The sequence below is a fragment of the Citrobacter sp. MGH104 genome (genome assembly GCF_001034485.1).
GTDB lineage: Bacteria > Pseudomonadota > Gammaproteobacteria > Enterobacterales > Enterobacteriaceae > Citrobacter > Citrobacter freundii.
In genome coordinates this window covers 3,123,382-3,144,157 of sequence record NZ_KQ089818.1, presented here as the reverse complement: position 1 = coordinate 3,144,157, position 20,776 = coordinate 3,123,382, and the positions used below count along the sequence as shown (strand labels likewise).

Genomic DNA, 20,776 nt, shown 5'->3' with positions numbered 1-20,776 from the left:
TCGCCATGACCACTCTGAAACTGGACACACTCAGCGATCGTATCAAAGCGCATAAAACAGCCCTGATCCACATCGTGAAACCGCCGGTTTGTACCGAGCGCGCCCAGCACTATACCGAGATGTATCAGCAACACCTGGATAAGCCGATCCCGATACGCCGCGCGCTGGCGCTGGCCCATCATCTGGCGGAACGCACCATCTGGATCAAGCATGACGAACTGATTATCGGTAACCAGGCAAGCGAAGTGCGCGCCGCGCCGATCTTCCCGGAATACACCGTCTCCTGGATTGAAAAAGAGATCGACGACCTCGCCGACAGACCGGGCGCAGGCTTTGCGGTAAGCGAAGAGAATAAACGCGTCTTACACGAGGTGTGTCCGTGGTGGCGTGGTCAGACCGTGCAGGATCGCTGCTACGGGATGTTCACTGACGAGCAGAAAGGGCTGCTGGAAACCGGCATTATCAAAGCCGAAGGTAATATGACCTCCGGCGACGCACACCTGGCGGTGAACTTCCCGCTACTACTGGAAAAAGGTCTCGACGGCCTGCGCCACAAGGTCGATGAACGTCGCTCCCGCATCAATCTGACGTGTCTGGACGATCTCCACGGCGATCAGTTCCTGAAAGCGATTGATATCGTGCTGGAGGCCGTCAGCCTGCACATTGAGCGCTTTGCCGCGCTGGCGCGTAAAATGGCGTCCACAGAAACGCGCACCAGCCGTCGCGATGAACTGCTGACCATGGCGGAAAACTGTGATGTGATTGCCCATGAGCCACCAAAAACATTCTGGCAGGCGTTGCAGTTGTGCTATTTCATCCAGTTGATTCTGCAAATTGAATCTAACGGTCACTCAGTGTCGTTTGGCCGTATGGATCAGTACCTCTACCCGTTCTACCGTCGCGACGTAGAACTGAATCAGAGCCTCGATCGTGAGCACGCCATTGAGCTGTTGCACAGCTGCTGGCTGAAACTGCTGGAAGTGAACAAAATCCGTTCCGGCTCCCATTCGAAAGCCTCAGCGGGCAGCCCGCTCTATCAGAACGTAACCATAGGTGGCCAGAACCTGGTCAGCGGTCAGGCGATGGATGCCGTCAACCCGCTCTCCTACGCCATTCTGGAATCATGTGGCCGCCTGCGTTCTACTCAGCCGAACCTGAGCGTGCGTTATCACGCGGGGATGAGTAATGACTTCCTTGATGCCTGCGTGCAGGTGATCCGCTGCGGCTTCGGGATGCCAGCCTTTAACAACGATGAAATCGTCATTCCGGAATTCATTAAGCTGGGCATTGAGCCGCAAGATGCCTATGACTATGCAGCGATTGGTTGCATCGAAACCGCCGTTGGCGGCAAATGGGGCTACCGCTGCACCGGCATGAGCTTTATTAACTTTGCCCGCGTGATGCTGGCGGCGCTGGAAGGCGGACGCGATGCCACCAGCGGCAAAGTCTTCCTGCCGCAGGAAAAAGCGCTCTCAGCTGGCAACTTCAACAATTTCGATGAAGTGATGGATGCCTGGGATACACAGATTCGCTACTACACGCGTAAATCCATTGAAATCGAGTATGTCGTTGACACCATGCTGGAAGAGAACGTACACGATATTCTGTGCTCCGCGCTGGTAGACGACTGTATCGAACGCGCGAAAAGCATTAAGCAAGGCGGCGCGAAGTATGACTGGGTATCAGGTTTGCAGGTGGGTATCGCCAACCTCGGCAACAGCCTGGCAGCAGTGAAGAAACTGGTCTTTGAACAGGGCGCTATCGGTCAACAACAACTGGCCGCCGCGCTGGCCGATGATTTTGACGGTCTGACCCATGAGCAGTTACGCCAACGACTAATCAACGGCGCACCGAAATATGGCAACGATGACGATAGCGTTGATACGCTGCTGGCCCGCGCTTATCAGACTTATATCGATGAACTGAAACAGTATCATAATCCGCGTTACGGGCGTGGTCCGGTTGGCGGCAATTACTACGCCGGGACCTCGTCTATTTCTGCAAACGTGCCGTTTGGCGCAGCAACAATGGCAACGCCGGATGGCCGTAAAGCACACACTCCACTGGCAGAAGGCGCAAGCCCGGCTTCCGGTACGGACCATCTCGGCCCAACTGCGGTAATTGGCTCGGTGGGTAAACTGCCGACCGGTTCGATTCTCGGTGGCGTGCTATTAAATCAGAAGCTGAACCCGGCCACGCTGGAAAATGAGTCTGACAAACAAAAGCTGATGATTCTGCTGCGTACCTTCTTTGAAGAGCACAAAGGTTGGCATATTCAGTACAACATCGTTTCTCGTGAAACGCTGCTGGAAGCCAAAAAACACCCGGATCAGTACCGTGACCTGGTGGTGCGTGTAGCAGGTTATTCCGCCTTCTTCACCGCTCTCTCACCGGATGCGCAGGACGATATCATCGCGCGCACTGAACATATGCTGTAACCCTCCCGCCCGGTGGCGCTGCGCTTACCGGGCTTACATACTCCCCCTTTAGCCGGGTAAGGCGAAGTTGCCACCTGGCGTTTTACTTTCATTCGAAATTAAATTTGTGCTTTAGCTCACATTGTTATTAAAATGTTTCTGGTCGCAGTTATGAGCCAGGAGCATATATGACCATCAAAGTTATCGTCACCGATATGGACGGAACTTTTCTCGACGACGCCAAGCAATACGATCGTGCACGCTTTATGGCGCAGTATCAGGAACTGAAGAAACGAGATATTGAATTTGTCGTGGCAAGCGGCAACCAGTATTACCAGTTGATCTCCTTTTTCCCGCAGCTCAAAGATGAGATCTCTTTTGTCGCCGAGAACGGGGCGCTGGTGTTTGAACATGGCAAACAGCTGTTTCACGGCGAACTTACGCGCCACGAATCACGCATTGTCATTGGCGAACTGCTCAAAGATAAGCAGCTCAACTTTGTGGCCTGTGGACTGCAAAGCGCCTACGTGAGCGAAAATGCCCCAGAGTCCTTTGTCGGTTTGATGTCAAAACACTACCACCGCCTGAAACCCGTCAAGGATTATCAGGATATCGACGATGTGCTGTTCAAGTTCTCGCTGAATTTACCGGACCAACAGATCCCGCTGGTTATCGATCACCTTCATTCTGCTCTCGACGGCATTATGAAGCCCGTCACCAGCGGCTTTGGGTTTATCGACCTGATCATTCCAGGCTTACATAAAGCCAACGGGATCAGCCGTCTGCTAAAACGCTGGAACCTGTCACCGCAAAACGTGGTCGCCATTGGCGACAGTGGCAATGACGCGGAAATGCTGAAGATGGCGCACTACTCTTTCGCCATGGCCAATGCGGCAGAGAGCATCAAAGCGATTGCCCGCTATCAGACCGATGACAATAACCATCAAGGCGCGCTGAACGTAATTCAGGCAGTGCTGGATAACACTTCACCTTTTAACGTCTGATCCTGCCAACCGGGGTATCCCTCATCCCGGTTTTCACTCTTTTTCTATTTTGCTCACACCAGCAGGTTTTTAAACTTGCATTAACCAATTTTTAACTTATATTGTCACTTGCAATCAAATTTAGTTTCGAATGAAAGTTAATGCGAGGTGGTTATGGCTTTTACTTTTACCAGCGACACGTTGCCCGCCGATCACAAAGCGGCAATCCGTCAGATGAAACAGCAACTGCGGGCACAGCTTGGGGATGTTCAGTTGATCTTCAATCAGCTGAGCGATGCCATTGCCACCCGCGTGGCGGAAATCAACGCTCTCAAAGCGCAAGGTTCCCCGGTATGGCCTGTGTTGTCCTATGCGGATATCAAAGCGGGTCGCGTGAGTGCAGAGCAGCGTGAAGAAATTAAGCGTCGCGGATGCGCAGTCATTAAAGGGCATTTCCCCCGCGAACAGGCGCTGGCATGGGATCAGTCGATGCTTGATTACCTGGATCGCAACCATTTTGATGACGTCTACAAAGGGCCAGGCGATAACTTCTTCGGCACCCTGAGCGCATCGCGACCTGAAATCTACCCCATTTACTGGTCCCAGGCGCAGATGCAGGCCCGCCAAAGTGAAGAAATGGCCAATGCGCAGTCGTTCCTCAATCGTCTTTGGACATTTTCAAGCGAAGGTAAACAATGGTTTAACCCGGATGTCAGCGTTATCTACCCTGACCGTATACGCCGCCGTCCGCCGGGAACCACCTCCAAAGGGCTGGGCGCGCATACGGATTCCGGCGCGCTGGAACGCTGGCTGCTGCCTGCGTATCAGCAGGTATTTGCTCATGTTTTCAATGGCAAGCTGGCAGATTACGATCCGTGGCAGGCTGCGCATCGCACCGAAGTAGAAGAATACACGGTGGATAACACCACCAAATGTTCAGTGTTCCGTACCTTCCAGGGCTGGACTGCGTTGTCCGATATGCTGCCAGGTCAGGGATTGTTGCACGTGGTTCCGATTCCTGAAGCGATGGCGTATGTGCTGTTACGCCCATTGCTTGACGATGTGCCGGAAGATGAGCTTTGCGGCGTAGCGCCCGGCAGAGTCCTGCCGATTTCTGCGCAATGGCATCCGTTGCTGATTGAAGCGTTAACCAGCATTCCACAACTGGACGCCGGAGACTCCGTGTGGTGGCATTGCGATGTGATTCACTCCGTCGCGCCTGTCGAAAATCAGCAGGGCTGGGGTAACGTAATGTATATCCCTGCCGCCCCGATGTGCGAAAAAAATCTGGCCTACGCCCACAAAGTGAAAGCTGCGCTGGAAAAAGGCGCGTCGCCGGGTGATTTCCCGCGAGAGGATTATGAAACTAACTGGGAAGGACGCTTCACGTTGGAGGATTTGAATATCCACGGTAAACGCGCGCTGGGGATTATTTAATATGTAGCTTACACAATTTTCCCTAGGTATTTCGCGTTACAGGAAGGCGACCAGCCTGTAAATCCCCGGGAGCTTACATAAGTAAGTGACCGGGGTGAACAGGTGCAGCCAACACACCTGTAACACGAAAGACGACGGGTAAATTAACCGTCAATACCTTTACTACGTAGATAATCTTCGTAGTTGCCGGTGAAGTCGATCACGCGTTCCGGCGTAATCTCAATCACGCGGGTCGCCAGGGAACTGACGAACTCACGGTCGTGAGAAACAAAGATCAACGTGCCCTGATACATTTCCAGCGCCATGTTCAGCGACTCGATAGATTCCATATCCAGGTGGTTGGTCGGTTCATCCATGACCAGGATATTCGGTTTCTGCATCATCAGCTTACCGAAAAGCATGCGTCCTTTTTCACCACCGGAGAGCACTTTTGCAGGTTTCTTGATATCGTCCTGGCTGAACAGCAGACGGCCAAGGAAGCTGCGCACAACCTGCTCATCATCGCCTTCTTGTTTCCACTGGCTCATCCATTCGAAGACGGTCAGATCGTTTTCAAACTCGTATTCATGATCCTGCGCGTAGTAACCCACCTGGGCGTTTTCAGACCACTTAACGGTACCGTTGTCCGGCTGCAAATCGCCAACCAACGTTTTCAGCATGGTGGATTTACCCACGCCGTTGGCACCAATGATGGCAACCTTCTCCCCTACTTCCAGCAGCAGGTTGAAGTTTTTAAACAGCGGACCTTCATCAAAACCTTTCGCCAGCGCTTCCACTTCCAGCGCGTTACGGAACAGTTTCTTATCCTGTTCGAAGCGGATGAACGGGTTCTGACGGCTGGACGCTTTCACTTCGTCGAGCTTGATCTTATCAATCTGACGCGCACGAGAGGTCGCCTGTCGAGATTTAGAAGCGTTTGCGCTAAAGCGGCTGACGAAGGATTGCAGATCGGCAATCTGTGCTTTCTTCTTGGCGTTATCGGCCAGCAGACGTTCACGCGCCTGGGTTGCCGCCGTCATGTATTCGTCGTAGTTACCCGGATAAACACGCAGTTCGCCATAGTCCAGATCCGCCATGTGTGTACAGACCATGTTCAGGAAGTGACGGTCGTGCGAAATGATGATCATGGTGCTGTCACGCTCGTTCAGCGTCTGCTCCAGCCAGCGAATGGTGTCGATATCCAGGTTGTTCGTTGGTTCGTCGAGCAGCAGAATGTCCGGGTTAGAGAACAGCGCCTGCGCCAGAAGCACACGCAGCTTCCAGCCGGGCGCGACTTCGCTCATCGGGCCGTAATGCTGTTCTACCGGAATACCTACGCCCAGCAGCAGTTCACCCGCACGAGCTTCCGCAGAGTAGCCGTCCATTTCGCCATACTGAACTTCGAGATCAGCAACTTTATAGCCGTCTTCTTCGCTCATCTCAGCCAGGGCGTAAATGCGATCGCGCTCCTGCTTCACTTCCCACAGTTCAGCGTGACCCATGATCACGGTGTCAAGCACGGTGAATTCTTCAAAGGCGAATTGATCCTGACGCAGCTTACCGATGCGCTCGTTAGGATCGAGGGAAACGTTACCCAGCGTCGGTTCGAGGTCGCCGCCGAGAATTTTCATAAAAGTGGATTTACCGCTACCGTTCGCGCCAATCAGGCCGTAACGGTTGCCGCCGCCAAATTTGACGGAAATATTTTCAAACAGCGGCTTACTGCCGAACTGCATGGTGACGTTGCTGGAAACTAACACTGGCGTATCCTGAAAGAGAAAGAAATATGTGACAAACCGCTTATTATGCCATAAGTCTGCAAGAAGATCGCGTCTTCATGCGGAAGGGATAAAGTGAAAACAAAAGGAAAAAAATGTGATTTAGTACACATCCGAATTCCTTGTTGCTCAGATTGCACATATAATGCGTGCCCAACACTAAATAAATCTCAACCCACTAGCCTGCCTGGCACTGAATCTCGCATACATGAATATGAATATGAAATTAACAACGCTTTTCGCGGCGGCACTCGCAATAGTTGGTTTTTGTAATACCGCTTCAGCCGTCACGTACCCGCTGCCGACCGATGGTAGCCGTTTGATTGGCCAAAACCAGGTCATTACTATTCCTGAAGGCAACACCCAACCGCTGGAGTATTTTGCGGCAGAGTATCAGATGGGTCTGTCTAACATGCTGGAAGCCAACCCGGGCGTGGATACCTTCCTGCCGAAAGGCGGCACCGTGCTGAACATTCCTCAGCAGTTAATCCTGCCGGATACCGTGCATGAAGGTATTGTTATCAACAGCGCTGAAATGCGTCTGTACTACTACCCGAAAGGCACCAACACAGTCATTGTTCTGCCGATCGGTATCGGCCAGTTGGGCAAAGACACGCCAATCAACTGGACCACCAAAGTAGAACGTAAAAAAGCAGGCCCAACCTGGACGCCAACGGCGAAAATGCATGCGGAATACCGCGCTGCAGGCGAGCCGCTGCCAGCCGTTGTTCCGGCTGGTCCGGATAACCCGATGGGGCTGTACGCGCTGTATATCGGTCGCCTGTATGCTATCCACGGTACCAATGCTAACTTCGGCGTCGGCTTACGTGTCAGCCACGGTTGCGTACGTCTGCGTAACGACGACATCAAATTCTTGTTTGAAAATGTGCCGGTCGGCACCCGTGTACAGTTTATTGATGAGCCGGTAAAAGCCACTACCGAACCAGACGGTAGCCGTTACATCGAAGTACATAACCCGCTGTCTACGACTGAAGCACAGTTCGAAGGCGGAGAAATCGTACCGATTACCCTGAACAAGAGCATTACCAGCATCACCGGCCAGCCTGACGTCGATCAGGCAGTCGTTGAGCAGGCGGTACAGAACCGTTCAGGTATGCCGGTTCGTCTGAACTAAGCACATACCTAAAACGAAAAAGGCGGATGATTCATCCGCCTTTTTTATTGCCTCAATGCCGCTATTACATTAATAACAACAAACCATAACCCACCAGCGCCGCCCATATCAGCATCGGTACCGAATACCAATGAAAACGCCACCAGATCCGGCGGTCGTTTGCCATCCGTAACGCAATGAGATTCGCCAGCGATCCTGGCAACAGCCCAAAGCCGCCCACATTGACCGCCCAGGCCAGAAGCAGCGTTGGCGGGACGTAGTTCAGCAGCAAAATCGTACTGGGCACATTACTGATAAACTGCGACAGGCCAATGGCGGTCAGCCAAAGTCCCGGCGCTGAAAGCGCGCCAATCTGGTGGGTTATCCCCTGCAGGGCCGGAAGCTGCGTCAGCAAGTGCACATCAATGAACATCGCCATAAACACCAACAGCAGCGTCCAGTCTACGCTGAGGATCACGCGGCGAGCCAGCACCATGAACCCTGCCGCCACAATCGCCAGACCCCACAGCTCTTGTTTTAACTCCAGTGCTGCAAGGAAGATGATATACAACATCAGACAGCCCCACACCAGACGCGGTTGCCAGTCAGGTGCGCGCGTACCGGTATGATAGTGCAACGCTTTATTCGGGAAACTGAACCAGCACAGCACCACCAGCGTCAGCATCATGGCCCCCGCAAGCGGCGCCATTTGCCAGGTAAACGCGGTAAACGATAAGCCTGAGCGTCCCCACATCAGAATGTTTTGTGGATTACCTATTGGCGTGAGCAACGATCCGGCGTTAACCGCCAGCGCCTCAAAGATAATCAGGCGATTCACCGGAATAGCGCACAATTTTTTCAGGGTGATGGTCAGCGGAACAACAATAAACAGCGCAACATCGTTGGTCAGAAACGTCGACAACAACGCCGCCGCCAGCACCATAAATATCGCCAGCTGGCGCTCTGTTTTGAAACGGCGGGTCATCTTGCGCCCTAACACATCGAAGTAACCGCTTAGCTCCACGCCTTTGGTCAGTAACATCAGGCCACTGAGTGTGATAATTGTGTGCCAGTCAATCGCTCCCGGCCACGACCGGGGTGTAAATGGCGTGAACAGGCTCAGTACAACCCCAACGATGATTAACAGCTGGAAAAAACGATCGCGCTGTAAGGCGCGTAATAAAGGAAAACTCATTCAGAGCCTGTTCCTTGCTGTTGCGTAAACCGGCTAAAAGCCTCCAGCGTTTCCTTACTGACGTGATGCTCCATCCCCTCCGCGTCGCGACGGGCAATTTCCGGACTGATGCCTAACATCAACAGGAAATTCTCCACAATCTGATGACGCTCCCGACTTTCCTGAGCCAGTCGTTCACCTTCTGCGGTTAAAAACACGCCTCGCCAGGGGATCATTTCAATCAATCCGACTGAAGCAAGACGCTTAAGCATTTTAGCAACCGTCGGCTGGGAAACCCCAAGCCGTGCGGCCATATCCACCTGGCGCGCTTCACCTACCTCAATAATGAGATCGGAAATCAGCTCTACGTAGTCATCAATCAGCTCACGGCGATGCGCCTCCCGAACCTGACGAAACCCTTCAACGTGTTCTTCGACATTCACCAATTGCGTCACTTTTTTTGTTGTTGGCGTACCTGCGCGACGACTCATTCTGCTTCCTCGTTACTGTGACGCGTTAACGGCATCTGATTAGAGAGCACTCATTGTAAACCAGAGTTGCGCGGGCACAAAAAATTAACGTTTTAGCAATAGCTATATAATATAGCCTGTGCTATATCTGTATATAATAAAGACATCCCTCAAGGATTGATGGGATCGTGAAGTCAGGAGGTTTACATGAATGAATTTAAGAGGTGTATACGCGTGTTTAGCCACTCTCCCTTTAAAGTACGGTTGATGCTGATCTCTATGCTGTGTGACATGATTAACAGCAAACCAGAGAAGGATAAACCTTCAGAAAAATAATGCGGCGTCGCGGTACGCCGCTTCATTTTCCTGCCGTCATCCGGGTACGGTGGTGGTTTTCGTCTCAATAACCCTTCTTTTTGTCAGTTTTGCCACGTTCCTCGCAAAACAATTTCTTTGTAGTAGTTGACCTTCTCTTGCGCACACTCTATCTTTTCGCAGCCCTGCATATATTGCGGCTCGCGGATGCGGACCCTATCCCTCTTCTCGCTCTCTCAGGCAGGCAATGACCCTTAGCGCCAGGGTAAGCACATGGCGTTTTTGTAACAGTGGCATATGAATTTAACCCTCAAAGATTCAATCATTGCTCGCAGCCGGGCGATTAGTCCGTGGACTGGCCTCTATTTCTTACAGTCTCTGCTGATCAATCTTGCGCTGGGCTATCCGCTTAGCCTGCTCTATAGCGTTGCTTTCACCTGTATATTAATGCTGATGTGGCGCAGCGCGCCACGCGCGCAGAAAGTGCTGATTGGCATTTGCTCGCTGATTGCGGCAATGTATTTTCCGTTCGGCCAGGCTTACGGCTCACCGAACTTCAATACCTTGCTGGCGCTGCACTCAACCAATATGGAAGAGTCCACCGAAATCCTGACCATCTTCCCCTGGTACAGTTATCTGGTTGGGGTGTTTATTTTCGCCCTCGGCGTTATCGCCGTACGTCGTAAAAAAGATGAACAAAAGCGTGGCTGGAACAAGTTCGACAGCGTTTGTTTGCTGTTCAGCATTGTCGCATTCTTTGTTACCCCGGTACAAAACCTGGCCTGGGGCGGCGTGTTCAAGCTGAAAGACACTGGCTATCCGGTTTTCCGGTTTGCCAAGGACGTGATCGTCAATAACAACGAAGTGCTCGACGAACAAGAGCGTATGGCGAAGCTGTCGAGCGTGAAAGACAGTTGGACCGTAACCGCCGTGAAGCCGAAGTATCACACCTACGTCGTGGTGATCGGCGAAAGCGCCCGCCGCGATGCGTTAGGCGCGTTTGGCGGTCACTGGGATAACACCCCGTTTGCCAGCTCTGTTAACGGCTACATCTTTGCGGATTACATTGCTGCCAGCGGTTCAACGCAAAAGTCACTCGGCCTGACGCTGAATCGGGTGGTCGACAATAAGCCCCAGTTCCAGGATAACTTTGTCACTCTGGCCAACCGCGCGGGTTTCCAGACATGGTGGTTTTCCAATCAGGGACAAATTGGTGAATACGACACGGCCATCGCCAGCATTGCAAAACGCGCTGATGAAGTTCAGTTCCTCAAGAACGGTGACTTCGAAGCGGATAAAAACACCCGTGACGAAGCGCTGTTAAAGATGACCGCTCAGGTGCTGGCAACCGAGCGCACTCAGCCGCAGCTCATTGTATTGCATTTAATGGGCTCACATCCGCAGGCCTGCGACCGTACGCAGGGTAAGTACGAGACTTTCGTCCAGTCAAAAGAGACGTCTTGCTACCTGTACACCATGACGCAAACGGATGACCTACTGCGCCAGCTATACGATCAGCTACGTAATAGCGGTACCAGCTTCTCAATGGTCTATTTCTCCGATCATGGCCTCGCGTTTAAAGAGCGTGGAAAAGAGGTGCAGTACCTGGCGCATGACGATCAGTTCCAGCAAAATTTCCAGGTACCTTTCATGGTGCTGTCGAGCGATGATAAAGCGCATCGGGTGATTAAGGCCCGTCGATCCGCCAATGATTTCCTCAGTTTTTTCTCGCAGTGGACAGGGATCAGCGCAAAAGAAATCACCAACAGCTACCGCTTTATCTCAGAGAAAAAAGCCGGGCCGGTGTACATCACCAACTTTAAGCTGCAGAAGGTGGACTACAACCACCTTGGTACCGACATCTTCGAGACCAAATCTCGTTAACAGCTCATATTGCAGGCAAAAAAAATCCGCCCCGAGAGGCGGATTTTTCATATCACCGAAGTGATTAGAAGCGGTAACCCACGCCAGCGATCCAGGTGCCAACGTCAACGCTACGAATACGGCTCTGCTCGTAGGAGAAGTCCAGAGCAACGTTTTCGATCGGGTTGAACTGCAGACCAGCACCGTAAGAGAAACCGTAGTCGCTGGTGGTGTGGTTGTCAGCCGGGGATGCTGCGTTCTGGAATTTACCGTAACCAACACCCACTACACCGTAGATGCTTGCCCAGTCGTTCAGACGGTAAGCCGGACCAGCAGTGATGCCGTAGTACTGGGTTTTGTTGTAGTCGCCAGAAGCATCGGTACGATCTTTTTCAGTGTAAGTGAAGGAACCGATAACACCCAGCGGGTTGTTGTCCTGCTCGTAGCGATACTTCAGGTTGAAACCGTTCATTTTGTTCGCTGCGCCCTGAGCATCGCTCTGAGCGTAACCACCGGTAACGGTAGAAGTAGCAGCTACAGCAGTACCTGCGGAGAAAGCCAGAACAGCGGCCAGTGCTGAAAGACATGCAATTTTTTTCATAACCACCTCAAATGTGCTTCAAGTAAATCTTAAGTTTTAAATATACCAAAAATTGATGGGAAACTCTTTGCGATTAGCGATGTCTAACGGGGTCTTTCATGTAACAGAACATTTCAGAAATCCGCTATCTCTTTCAATTAACATCACTTTTCTAAAGTAAAATGCCATTATTGCGCGCACAATATGGCACATTCATCCAGATTATTCCTAATCATGCAGATTATTAATCCATCAGTTTCATGCCATTGTACGGAACTGAGCAATTTTTTTTTCAACGAATACTCAACCACATGTGTGTATTTCCATTACACTCGCTGTTTTACTTCTATTGACATAATTTGACAGGAGAAAGGATGCTGGGGTCGTCACGTAAAGCGCCAGTCTGGTTGCCTATTTTGGTTTTGCTAATTGCTATGTCCTCCATTCAAAGCGGAGCATCTCTGGCGAAATCGCTGTTCCCGCTCGTCGGCGCGCCGGGCGTTACCGCGTTGCGCCTTGCGTTGGGCACCCTCATCCTTATCGCCTTCTTTAAACCCTGGCGTTTGCGATTCGCCAAAGAACAGCGCCTGCCCCTTCTGTTTTATGGCCTGTCTCTGGGCGGGATGAACTATCTCTTCTATCTGTCAATCCAGACCGTGCCACTGGGAATTGCCGTGGCGCTGGAATTTACCGGCCCGCTGGCGGTAGCGCTGTTTTCATCCCGGCGCCCGGTGGATTTCATTTGGGTTGCACTGGCTGTACTCGGACTGTGGTTCCTGCTGCCATTAGGTCAGGACGTTTCTCACGTCGATTTAACCGGTGCTGCGCTAGCGCTGGGGGCTGGTGCCTGCTGGGCCATCTATATTCTTACCGGGCAGCGAGCCGGGGCGGAACACGGTCCGGCAACCGTCGCAGTAGGGTCATTAATTGCAGCACTGGTATTTGTGCCAATCGGCGCGATCCAGGCTGGTGATGCCCTGTGGCATTGGTCCATTCTGCCGTTAGGCCTGGCCATTGCAGTCCTCTCTACTGCACTTCCCTATTCACTGGAGATGATTGCATTGACGCGCCTGCCGACGCGTACTTTCGGTACATTGATGAGTATGGAACCTGCCCTGGCAGCGGTTTCCGGAATGATCTTCCTCGGTGAAACGCTGACGCTTATCCAGACACTCGCTCTGGGTGCCATTATCGTCGCATCAATGGGCTCTACGCTCACTATTCGTAAAGAGCCACAAATAAAACAAGTCGACGTGAATTAACCACGTAATATTCTGCATGGTTTGCATAATCATGCAGAATATCCAATTGTAAATCTGCGTGATAATAATTCTAAAAAATATAATTTTCTCATCCGCATATTTCATTCAATCTCAAAAATTAACATAAAAATAACACCACGTAAGAAACACAACACTCATTGTATTGATTTTATTTGATATTTTATATCTTCCCCCTTCTTCGCTATTAAAGTGATAGGCAACACCGGAAAAAAAAATCCAAATTTAGCGCTATACTTAATTCCGTTGAAGAGTTGGGACATAACTATCAAGAGGATATGAAAATATGAGTACCGCGAAACTGGTAAAAACAAAAGCATCCGCCCTCCTTTATACCCGCAACGATGTGTCTGATAGCGAAAAGAAAGCGACCGTTGAACTGCTGAATCAGCAAGTAATCCAGTTCATTGACCTGTCATTGATCACCAAACAGGCTCACTGGAACATGCGCGGCGCAAACTTCATTGCGGTACATGAAATGCTGGATGGCTTCCGTACAGCCCTGACCGATCACCTCGACACTATGGCTGAACGCGCCGTACAGTTGGGCGGTGTGGCACTGGGCACAACTCAGGTTATTAATAGCAAAACGCCTCTGAAAAGTTACCCGCTGGATATCCATAACGTACAGGACCACTTAAAAGAGCTGGCCGAACGTTATGCCGTAGTTGCAAACAGCGTACGTAAGGCTATTAGCGAAGCAAAAGACGAAGATACCGCGGATATCTTTACCGCAGCCTCTCGCGATCTCGACAAATTCCTGTGGTTTATCGAAGCCAACATTGAGTAACCGCAGACATAAGAATTACCTATATAACCCTCGCTCCGGCGGGGGTTTTGCACATCTATGGTGCATAACATTGATCATTCGTCACTCCAAAGTAAATTATTTGTAATAATCACCTCACACAATCGTTAACGAAAGATTGTTTTATCAACAATTTTTACGCTAAATAGTCATACCGTTTGCACCGTGCCTGGTTCGCACCAAATGAGTGCCCCAAAACAGTGCAGATTACTCGCTTTGCCCTACTTATTGTGCAGAGAAACGAAACACCCTCTTGTTAAAACAATGAGTTGCAAAATTGGCACGATTCTTTCATTAAGCCATATGTTCTCGCAGGGGATCGCCCCGTGGATATAAAAGGAAATCCTATGAAGTCTGTATTAAAAGTTTCACTGGCTGCACTTACCCTGGCTTTTGCGGTGTCCTCCCATGCCGCAGATAAGAAACTGGTTGTCGCAACTGACACCGCGTTTGTACCGTTCGAATTCAAACAGGGTGACAAATACGTTGGATTTGATGTGGATCTTTGGGCTGCCGTTGCCAAAGAATTGAAACTGGATTATGAACTGAAACCAATGGATTTCAGCGGCATCATCCCGGCTCTGCAAACCAAAAATATCGACCTGGCACTGGCGGGTATCACCATCACCGATGAGCGTAAAAAAGCGATCGACTTCTCTGACGGCTACTACAAAAGCGGTCTGTTAGTGATGGTGAAAGCGAATAACAACGACGTGAAAAGCGTGAAAGATCTGGATGGTAAAGTTGTCGCAGTGAAGAGCGGCACCGGTTCCGTTGATTACGCAAAAGCGAATATCAAAACTAAAGACCTGCGTCAGTTCCCGAACATCGATAACGCGTATATGGAACTGGGCACCAACCGCGCAGACGCCGTGCTGCACGACACACCAAACATTCTTTACTTCATCAAAACAGCTGGCAATGGTCAGTTCAAAGCTGTAGGCGAATCACTGGAAGCCCAGCAGTACGGCATCGCCTTCCCGAAAGGCAGCGACGACCTGCGTGAGAAAGTGAACGGCGCGCTGAAAACGCTGAAAGAGAACGGTACTTACAACGAAATCTACAAAAAATGGTTCGGTACTGAACCTAAATAATAACCGGTAGCGTTGCCCGGTGGCGTGATGCTTACCGGGCCTACGCCTGGATTTTTGAGACCTGTAAGCCGGATAAGCACAGCACATCCGGCAAAACGGGCATTTGAATATTTACACCACGGTAACAGGAACGACATATGCAGTTTGACTGGAGTGCCATCTGGCCCGCCATCCCGCTTTTGATTGAAGGCGCCAAAATGACCCTGTGGATCTCGGTCCTCGGTCTGGCTGGCGGTCTGATAATCGGACTTGCAGCAGGGTTTGCGCGCACTTTCGGCGGTTGGATCGCCAACCACGTAGCGCTGGTGTTTATCGAAGTCATTCGCGGTACGCCAATCGTTGTGCAGGTAATGTTTATTTACTTCGCTCTACCAATGGCATTTAACGATTTACGCATTGACCCTTTTAGCGCCGCCGTTGTCACCATCATGATCAACTCCGGTGCCTATATTGCGGAAATCACCCGCGGTGCGGTGCTCTCAATCCATAAAGGATTCAGCGAAGCCGGACTGGCCCTTGGACTTTCACGCACAGAGACTATTCGCCACGTTATTTTGCCTCTCGCGCTGCGTCGTATGCTGCCGCCGCTGGGCAACCAGTGGATCATCAGCATTAAAGATACCTCGCTGTTTATTGTCATTGGCGTCGCTGAACTGACCCGTCAGGGCCAGGAAATCATTGCCGGTAACTTCCGCGCACTGGAAATCTGGAGCGCCGTTGCGGTGTTCTATCTGATCATAACGCTGGTGCTGAGCTTCATTCTGCGTCGTCTGGAAAGAAGGATGAAAATCCTGTGATTGAATTTAAAAACGTTTCTAAGCACTTTGGTCCAACCCAGGTGCTGCACAATATTGACCTGAACATTCAACAGGGCGAAGTAGTGGTGATTATCGGGCCGTCAGGATCCGGTAAATCTACCCTGCTACGCTGCATTAACAAACTGGAAGAGATAACCTCTGGCGATCTGATCGTCGACGGTCTGAAAGTGAACGATCCGAAGGTAGACGAGCGGTTAATTCGCCAGGAAGCCGGGATGGTATTTCAGCAGTTCTATCTGTTCCCGCATCTGACGGCGCTGGAAAACGTCATGTTCGGGCCGCAGCGCGTACGCGGGGCGAATAAAGAACAGGCCGAGAAACTGGCGAAAGAACTGCTGGCGAAAGTGGGTCTGGCCGAGCGCGCGCATCACTACCCTTCTGAGCTGTCCGGCGGTCAACAACAGCGTGTGGCTATTGCCCGTGCGCTGGCGGTGAAGCCGAAAATGATGCTGTTTGATGAGCCAACCTCTGCGCTGGACCCGGAACTGCGTCATGAGGTTCTGAAAGTTATGCAGGATCTGGCGGAAGAAGGGATGACCATGGTGATTGTGACCCACGAAATCGGTTTTGCCGAAAAAGTGGCTTCACGCCTGATTTTCATTGATAAGGGTCGTATTGCCGAAGACGGTAATCCGCAGGCCCTGATTGAAAATCCGCCCAGCCAACGCTTACAGGAATTCTTGCAGCACGTTTCCTGATAGCTCTGCCTCCCTTCGCCCGAAGGGAGGTTTTTCACCAGAATCCTCTCATTTCAATTCTCTCCCGCCCTGACATCTATACTTATCCTTTTGTATTTATTTTCTCATGGGAGGAGTCATGCGCGGGATCCTGTTCATCATTGTTTGTCTGTTGAGTCTTCCGACCCAGGCGGTGACAATTCCTGGCGTCACCACGCCAACATCAACCAACGCGCAAACCACAGCGGCGAAAGAGCCGGATATTGAACAGAAAAAAGCGGCTTACGGTGCACTGGCCGATGTGTTGGAAAATGACGCCTCGCGTCAGGAGCTGATCGGTCAGTTACGCAAAGTGGCCACTGCCCCTCCTGCCGAGCCGGTGCCGACCATTGTCCCGCCCACGTTAACGGAAGAAAAAACGGTACTGGAAAACGTCACGGACGTCACCCGCCACTACGGTGAGGCGCTCTCCAGCCGCTTTGCCCAGCTTTATCGCAATATTACCGATGCCCCGCATAAGACCTTTAATCCGCAAACGTTCACCAATGCTCTGACGCATTTTTTAATGCTGGCGGTGTCAGTGTTCGGTTTTTTCTGGCTGGTTCGCCTGTGCGCGCTACCGTTGTATCGCAAAATGGGACAATGGGCACGACGCAAAAACCGCGAACGCAGCAACTGGCTTCAGCTTCCGGCGATGATCGTTGGCGCATTCGTTATCGATTTGCTTCTGCTGGCGCTGACATTATTTGTCGGGCAGATACTGAGCGACAAAATGAACGCCGGCAGTCGCACGATCGCCTTTCAGCAAAGTCTGTTTCTCAATGCCTTCGCCCTGATTGAATTCTTCAAGGCCATTTTGCGCCTGATATTTTGCCCAACGGTGGCCGAGCTGCGCCCGTTTAACATTCAGGATGCTGGCGCACGCTACTGGAATCGCCGTTTGAGTTCATTGAGCAGCCTGATTGGCTACGGGCTTATCGTTGCCGTACCCATTATCTCGAATCAGGTCAACGTGCAGGTCGGCGCGATGGCCAACGTCATCATCATGTTATGTATCACGCTATGGGCGCTGTACCTGATTTTCAGAAACAAGAAAGAGATAACGCAGCATTTGCTGAATCTGGCGGAAAGATCCCTCGCTTTTTTCAGTCTGTTTATTCGTGCTTTTGCGTTGGTATGGCATTGGCTGGCCAGCGCCTATTTCATTGTGCTGTTTTTCTTTTCGCTGTTTGATCCGGGCAACAGCCTGAAATTCATGATGGGCGCTACGCTGCGCAGCCTGGTAATCATTGGAATTGCCGCCTTTGTTTCCGGCATGTTTTCCCGCTGGATAGCCAAAACTATTACCCTTTCGCCACACACCCAGCGCAGCTATCCGGAACTACAAAAGCGGCTGAATGGCTGGCTGTCGACAGCGTTAAGCGTAGCCAGGATCCTGACGGTGTGCGTTGCGGTGATGCTGCTACTGAATGCCTGGGGGCTGTTCGACTTCTGGAACTGGCTGCATTACGGCGCAGGAGAAAAAACAGTGGATATCCTGATCCGTATCGCGCTGATTTTATTCTTCTCCGCCATCGGCTGGACGATTCTCGCCAGCCTGATTGAAAATCGTCTGGCTTCCGATATCCACGGTCGTCCGCTGCCCAGCGCTCGTACCCGCACCCTACTGACACTGTTTCGTAACGCACTGGCGGTGATCATCAGCACGATCACCATCATGATTGTGTTGTCGGAAATCGGCGTCAATATCGCCCCCTTACTGGCCGGGGCCGGGGCGCTGGGGCTGGCTATCTCTTTCGGCTCGCAAACGCTGGTAAAAGATATTATTACCGGGATTTTTATTCAGTTTGAAAATGGCATGAACACCGGCGACCTGGTGACCATCGGTCCACTCACCGGTACGGTTGAACGGATGTCCATCCGTTCTGTGGGCGTGCGTCAGGACACCGGGGCGTACCATATCATTCCCTGGTCATCGATAACGACCTTCGCCAACTTTGTGCGTGGCATTGGCTCAGTCGTCGCCAATTACGACGTAGACCGCCATGAGGATGCGGATAAAGCGAATCAGGCGTTGAAAGATGCGGTTGCTGCGGTGATGGAAAAAGATGATATTCGCGGGCTGATTATTGGCGAGCCGTCGTTTGCCGGGATTGTAGGATTAACCAATACAGCATTCACACTACGGGTCTCGTTTACCACCTTGCCGCTGAAGCAGTGGACGGTACGTTTTGCGCTCGACAGCCAGGTGAAGAAATACTTCGATCTGGCCAACATACGCGCCCCGGTACAGACCTATCAAGTGTTGCCTGCACCAGGGAATGGCCCAACATCTGCGGCAAGCGAACCGCTGCCGCCAACCGAGCCAACGCTTTAGCGTTTACGCGCCATAAAACGACGACGCTGATCGTTATCCATAAAGGTCCAGGCAATAAAGCGACTCTGCTTTTGCCCCTGGGCCATCTCTTTCTTGACCACTTTCACCGCGCCCGCATCCGTTAATGCGTGGTACAGCGGAGGCAAGTTCTCGCCGCGAGAAACCAGCGTGGTAAACCACATAACCTGACGGCCAAAAGCCTGGCTTTCGACGATCATTTTTTTGATGAACGCTACTTCGCCGCCTTCACACCACAGCTCCTGCTGTTGTCCGCCAAAGTTCAGCGCATCATCTTTATCTTGCCCCAGATTACGACGTTTACGCTCGCTTCCTGCGCGGGCTGAGGCCGCAGAATCATGGAATGGCGGGTTACACAATGTGGCTTCATACTGCTCATTTTTGTGAATGATACCGTTGAAGATTGCCGAAGCATCTTTCTGACGACGCAGACGAATAGCACGGGTTAACCCCGGATTGCCGTTTATGATCGCCTGAGCGCTGTTAAACGCTTCGCTACTGCTCTCACTGCCCGTGAATCGCCAGCCGTATTCATGCACGCCGATCAGCGGATAAATACAGTTTGCCCCTACGCCTATGTCCAGGATGCTCGCATTTGCCGGAATGGTTCCGCTGGTTTCCCCCAACAGGTCGGCCAGGTGGTGAATGTAGTCAGCGCGACCAGGCACCGGCGGGCACAGAAAGCCGTCTGGAATATCCCAGTGTTTCACCGCATAAAAATGCGCCAGCAGTGCCTTATTGAGCGCCTTGACGGCCTGCGGATTGGCGAAATCAACACTCTGCTCGCCGCCGGGCGTGAGGGTGAGAAATTGCGTCAGCTCTGGGGTAACCTGGCATAAAGTCGCAAGATCATAACGGCCATTGTGGCGGTTGCGTGGGTGTAATCCCGGTTTCTGGGCGGACATAGCATTCTCCTTTTAACAGCGGCGTAAGATACCCGCATAACGCCACGCGGTAAACACACACAACAAGGAAATTTGATTTTTTACGCCTGTTTGACGCTTTGCTGATTGTTCGAAAAACAGACAGTTCATCACCAGTTTTTTGCGGTAAATGTCATCCGCTGACGACCTAAACTTATCAGGCACACCTGTTGTTTTTCAGAGGATATCACCATGAAGAAATGCCTCACATTACTTGCCGCTACCGTACTTACCGGCATGACATTTGCCTCCTTTGCTGCACAGCCATACACCAGCCCAGCTACCGGTCAGCTACAAGCTTCCGGCACAGTATCTGCTACCGGTGCAACTAACCTGAGCGATCTCGAAGACAAGCTGGCAGAGAAAGCGAAAGAGCAAGGGGCAAAAGGCTTTGTCGTTAATTCTGCTGGCGGTAAAAATCAGATGTACGGCACCGCAACTATCTATAAGTAGCCCCTACCTTCTCCCAACTGCATTCGCCCCGAATGCAGTTTTCTGCGCGCTGTTCACTTCATTTTCGGCTCAATTTGTAATCAATGTGTTGGCATTTTGAATCCAATGTAAATAAATGTATTTATTTTTGAATTAATGAATGCTAAAACGTCGTACTGATTAGAAATGATTATTAAAATCATTATCAATTACACATTCATTTTCGCGAGACCTGCAGG

18 protein-coding genes are annotated in these 20,776 nt (G+C 51.4%); 13 read left to right on the top strand and 5 right to left on the bottom strand.

Translation table 11 applies throughout. The features are described from left to right. The first annotated feature begins 5 nt into the window (after nucleotides 1-5). The 3 genes from SK34_RS14680 to SK34_RS14670 all read left to right on the top strand — a co-directional run bounded on the left by SK34_RS14680 (nucleotide 6) and on the right by SK34_RS14670 (nucleotide 4,837). On the top strand, nucleotides 6-2,438 hold the full coding sequence (locus SK34_RS14680; RefSeq protein ID WP_048233315.1) for a glycyl radical protein: 2,433 nt from the start codon (nucleotides 6-8) through the stop codon (nucleotides 2,436-2,438). Nucleotides 2,439-2,605: 167 nt separating this feature from the next. Continuing rightward, entirely contained in the window at nucleotides 2,606-3,421 is an 816-nt protein-coding gene (locus SK34_RS14675) for a Cof-type HAD-IIB family hydrolase (protein WP_003836989.1), read from the top strand. Between the two features lie 153 nt (nucleotides 3,422-3,574). After that, nucleotides 3,575-4,837 (top strand): DUF1479 domain-containing protein, encoded by a 1,263-nt coding sequence (locus SK34_RS14670; RefSeq protein WP_003035273.1) that lies wholly within the window; start codon nucleotides 3,575-3,577, stop codon nucleotides 4,835-4,837. 143 nt (nucleotides 4,838-4,980) lie between these two features. Here SK34_RS14670 and SK34_RS14665 read toward each other — a convergent pair whose 3' ends face one another. Continuing rightward, the gene (locus SK34_RS14665; protein WP_003035269.1) at nucleotides 4,981-6,576 is read right to left on the bottom strand and encodes an ABC-F family ATPase; all 1,596 of its coding nucleotides are present in this window, start codon (nucleotides 6,574-6,576) and stop codon (nucleotides 4,981-4,983) included. A gap of 232 nt (nucleotides 6,577-6,808) precedes the next feature. Here SK34_RS14665 and ldtB point away from each other — a divergent pair, with 232 nt between their 5' ends. After that, a complete protein-coding gene (gene ldtB, locus SK34_RS14660; protein ID WP_048233825.1) occupies nucleotides 6,809-7,729 on the top strand; it encodes a L,D-transpeptidase in 921 nt (306 codons plus the stop codon). A gap of 64 nt (nucleotides 7,730-7,793) precedes the next feature. Here the strand turns inward: ldtB and SK34_RS14655 are convergent, their stop codons facing one another. Then, nucleotides 7,794-8,903, bottom strand: a complete 1,110-nt coding sequence (locus SK34_RS14655) for an anion transporter (RefSeq protein WP_048233313.1) — start codon at nucleotides 8,901-8,903, stop codon at nucleotides 7,794-7,796. Further along, a complete protein-coding gene (mntR, locus tag SK34_RS14650; RefSeq protein WP_003035264.1) occupies nucleotides 8,900-9,373 on the bottom strand; it encodes a manganese-binding transcriptional regulator MntR in 474 nt (157 codons plus the stop codon). The genes SK34_RS14655 and mntR overlap by 4 nt, the downstream gene beginning before the upstream one ends. Nucleotides 9,374-9,559: 186 nt before the next feature. On the opposite strand from mntR, the gene mntS reads away from it, so the two are divergent. Together mntS and SK34_RS14640 are read left to right on the top strand one after the other, a co-directional pair. Then, nucleotides 9,560-9,688: a manganase accumulation protein MntS gene (gene mntS, locus SK34_RS14645; RefSeq protein WP_003035262.1), complete on the top strand. Its 129-nt coding sequence runs from the start codon at nucleotides 9,560-9,562 to the stop codon at nucleotides 9,686-9,688. 276 nt (nucleotides 9,689-9,964) lie between these two features. Then, a complete protein-coding gene (locus SK34_RS14640; protein WP_048233312.1) occupies nucleotides 9,965-11,551 on the top strand; it encodes a phosphoethanolamine transferase in 1,587 nt (528 codons plus the stop codon). 64 nt (nucleotides 11,552-11,615) lie between these two features. Here the strand turns inward: SK34_RS14640 and ompX are convergent, their stop codons facing one another. Then, nucleotides 11,616-12,131, bottom strand: coding sequence for an outer membrane protein OmpX (gene ompX / locus SK34_RS14635; RefSeq protein ID WP_003035257.1), 516 nt, complete (start codon nucleotides 12,129-12,131; stop codon nucleotides 11,616-11,618). 353 nt (nucleotides 12,132-12,484) lie between these two features. On the opposite strand from ompX, the gene rhtA reads away from it, so the two are divergent. The 6 genes from rhtA to ybiO all read left to right on the top strand — a co-directional run bounded on the left by rhtA (nucleotide 12,485) and on the right by ybiO (nucleotide 19,164). Beyond that, nucleotides 12,485-13,372 carry a threonine/homoserine exporter RhtA gene (rhtA, locus tag SK34_RS14630; protein ID WP_046669902.1) on the top strand — a complete coding sequence of 296 codons (888 nt, stop codon included), beginning with the start codon at nucleotides 12,485-12,487 and terminating at the stop codon, nucleotides 13,370-13,372. A gap of 304 nt (nucleotides 13,373-13,676) precedes the next feature. Then, nucleotides 13,677-14,180 (top strand): DNA starvation/stationary phase protection protein Dps, encoded by a 504-nt coding sequence (gene dps / locus SK34_RS14625; protein WP_032936399.1) that lies wholly within the window; start codon nucleotides 13,677-13,679, stop codon nucleotides 14,178-14,180. A 365-nt stretch (nucleotides 14,181-14,545) separates the two neighbouring features. Next, nucleotides 14,546-15,292 carry a glutamine ABC transporter substrate-binding protein GlnH gene (gene glnH, locus SK34_RS14620; protein WP_003035251.1) on the top strand — a complete coding sequence of 249 codons (747 nt, stop codon included), beginning with the start codon at nucleotides 14,546-14,548 and terminating at the stop codon, nucleotides 15,290-15,292. Between the two features lie 137 nt (nucleotides 15,293-15,429). Continuing rightward, a complete protein-coding gene (gene glnP, locus SK34_RS14615; RefSeq protein ID WP_003035248.1) occupies nucleotides 15,430-16,089 on the top strand; it encodes a glutamine ABC transporter permease GlnP in 660 nt (219 codons plus the stop codon). Further along, entirely contained in the window at nucleotides 16,086-16,808 is a 723-nt protein-coding gene (gene glnQ / locus SK34_RS14610; RefSeq protein ID WP_003035246.1) for a glutamine ABC transporter ATP-binding protein GlnQ, read from the top strand. Before glnP ends, glnQ begins: the two co-directional genes overlap by 4 nt. A 118-nt stretch (nucleotides 16,809-16,926) precedes the next feature. Next, nucleotides 16,927-19,164, top strand: a complete 2,238-nt coding sequence (gene ybiO, locus SK34_RS14605) for a mechanosensitive channel protein (protein WP_048233310.1) — start codon at nucleotides 16,927-16,929, stop codon at nucleotides 19,162-19,164. On the opposite strand, the gene rlmF is transcribed toward ybiO, so the two are convergent. Further along, a complete protein-coding gene (gene rlmF / locus SK34_RS14600) occupies nucleotides 19,161-20,087 on the bottom strand; it encodes a 23S rRNA (adenine(1618)-N(6))-methyltransferase RlmF (RefSeq protein ID WP_048233309.1) in 927 nt (308 codons plus the stop codon). The genes ybiO and rlmF overlap by 4 nt on opposite strands. A gap of 210 nt (nucleotides 20,088-20,297) precedes the next feature. Here rlmF and mcbA point away from each other — a divergent pair, with 210 nt between their 5' ends. After that, nucleotides 20,298-20,558 carry a DUF1471 family periplasmic protein McbA gene (gene mcbA / locus SK34_RS14595; protein ID WP_003837009.1) on the top strand — a complete coding sequence of 87 codons (261 nt, stop codon included), beginning with the start codon at nucleotides 20,298-20,300 and terminating at the stop codon, nucleotides 20,556-20,558. Nucleotides 20,559-20,776: the final 218 nt, after the last annotated feature.

Bases quoted from the DNA above. Each gene is read 5' to 3' on its own strand.
- SK34_RS14670 (WP_003035273.1), top strand. From the start codon at position 3,575: ATGGCTTTTACTTTTACCAGCGACACGTTGCCCGCCGATCACAAAGCG.
- ldtB (WP_048233825.1), top strand. From the start codon at position 6,809: ATGAATATGAAATTAACAACGCTTTTCGCGGCGGCACTCGCAATAGTT.
- rlmF (WP_048233309.1), bottom strand. From the start codon at position 20,087: ATGTCCGCCCAGAAACCGGGATTACACCCACGCAACCGCCACAATGGC.
- rhtA (WP_046669902.1), top strand. From the start codon at position 12,485: ATGCTGGGGTCGTCACGTAAAGCGCCAGTCTGGTTGCCTATTTTGGTT.
- ompX (WP_003035257.1), bottom strand. From the start codon at position 12,131: ATGAAAAAAATTGCATGTCTTTCAGCACTGGCCGCTGTTCTGGCTTTC.
- mntR (WP_003035264.1), bottom strand. From the start codon at position 9,373: ATGAGTCGTCGCGCAGGTACGCCAACAACAAAAAAAGTGACGCAATTG.
- SK34_RS14675 (WP_003836989.1), top strand. From the start codon at position 2,606: ATGACCATCAAAGTTATCGTCACCGATATGGACGGAACTTTTCTCGAC.
- ybiO (WP_048233310.1), top strand. From the start codon at position 16,927: ATGCGCGGGATCCTGTTCATCATTGTTTGTCTGTTGAGTCTTCCGACC.
- glnH (WP_003035251.1), top strand. From the start codon at position 14,546: ATGAAGTCTGTATTAAAAGTTTCACTGGCTGCACTTACCCTGGCTTTT.
- glnP (WP_003035248.1), top strand. From the start codon at position 15,430: ATGCAGTTTGACTGGAGTGCCATCTGGCCCGCCATCCCGCTTTTGATT.
- mntS (WP_003035262.1), top strand. From the start codon at position 9,560: ATGAATGAATTTAAGAGGTGTATACGCGTGTTTAGCCACTCTCCCTTT.
- dps (WP_032936399.1), top strand. From the start codon at position 13,677: ATGAGTACCGCGAAACTGGTAAAAACAAAAGCATCCGCCCTCCTTTAT.
- SK34_RS14640 (WP_048233312.1), top strand. From the start codon at position 9,965: ATGAATTTAACCCTCAAAGATTCAATCATTGCTCGCAGCCGGGCGATT.
- SK34_RS14680 (WP_048233315.1), top strand. From the start codon at position 6: ATGACCACTCTGAAACTGGACACACTCAGCGATCGTATCAAAGCGCAT.
- SK34_RS14655 (WP_048233313.1), bottom strand. From the start codon at position 8,903: ATGAGTTTTCCTTTATTACGCGCCTTACAGCGCGATCGTTTTTTCCAG.
- mcbA (WP_003837009.1), top strand. From the start codon at position 20,298: ATGAAGAAATGCCTCACATTACTTGCCGCTACCGTACTTACCGGCATG.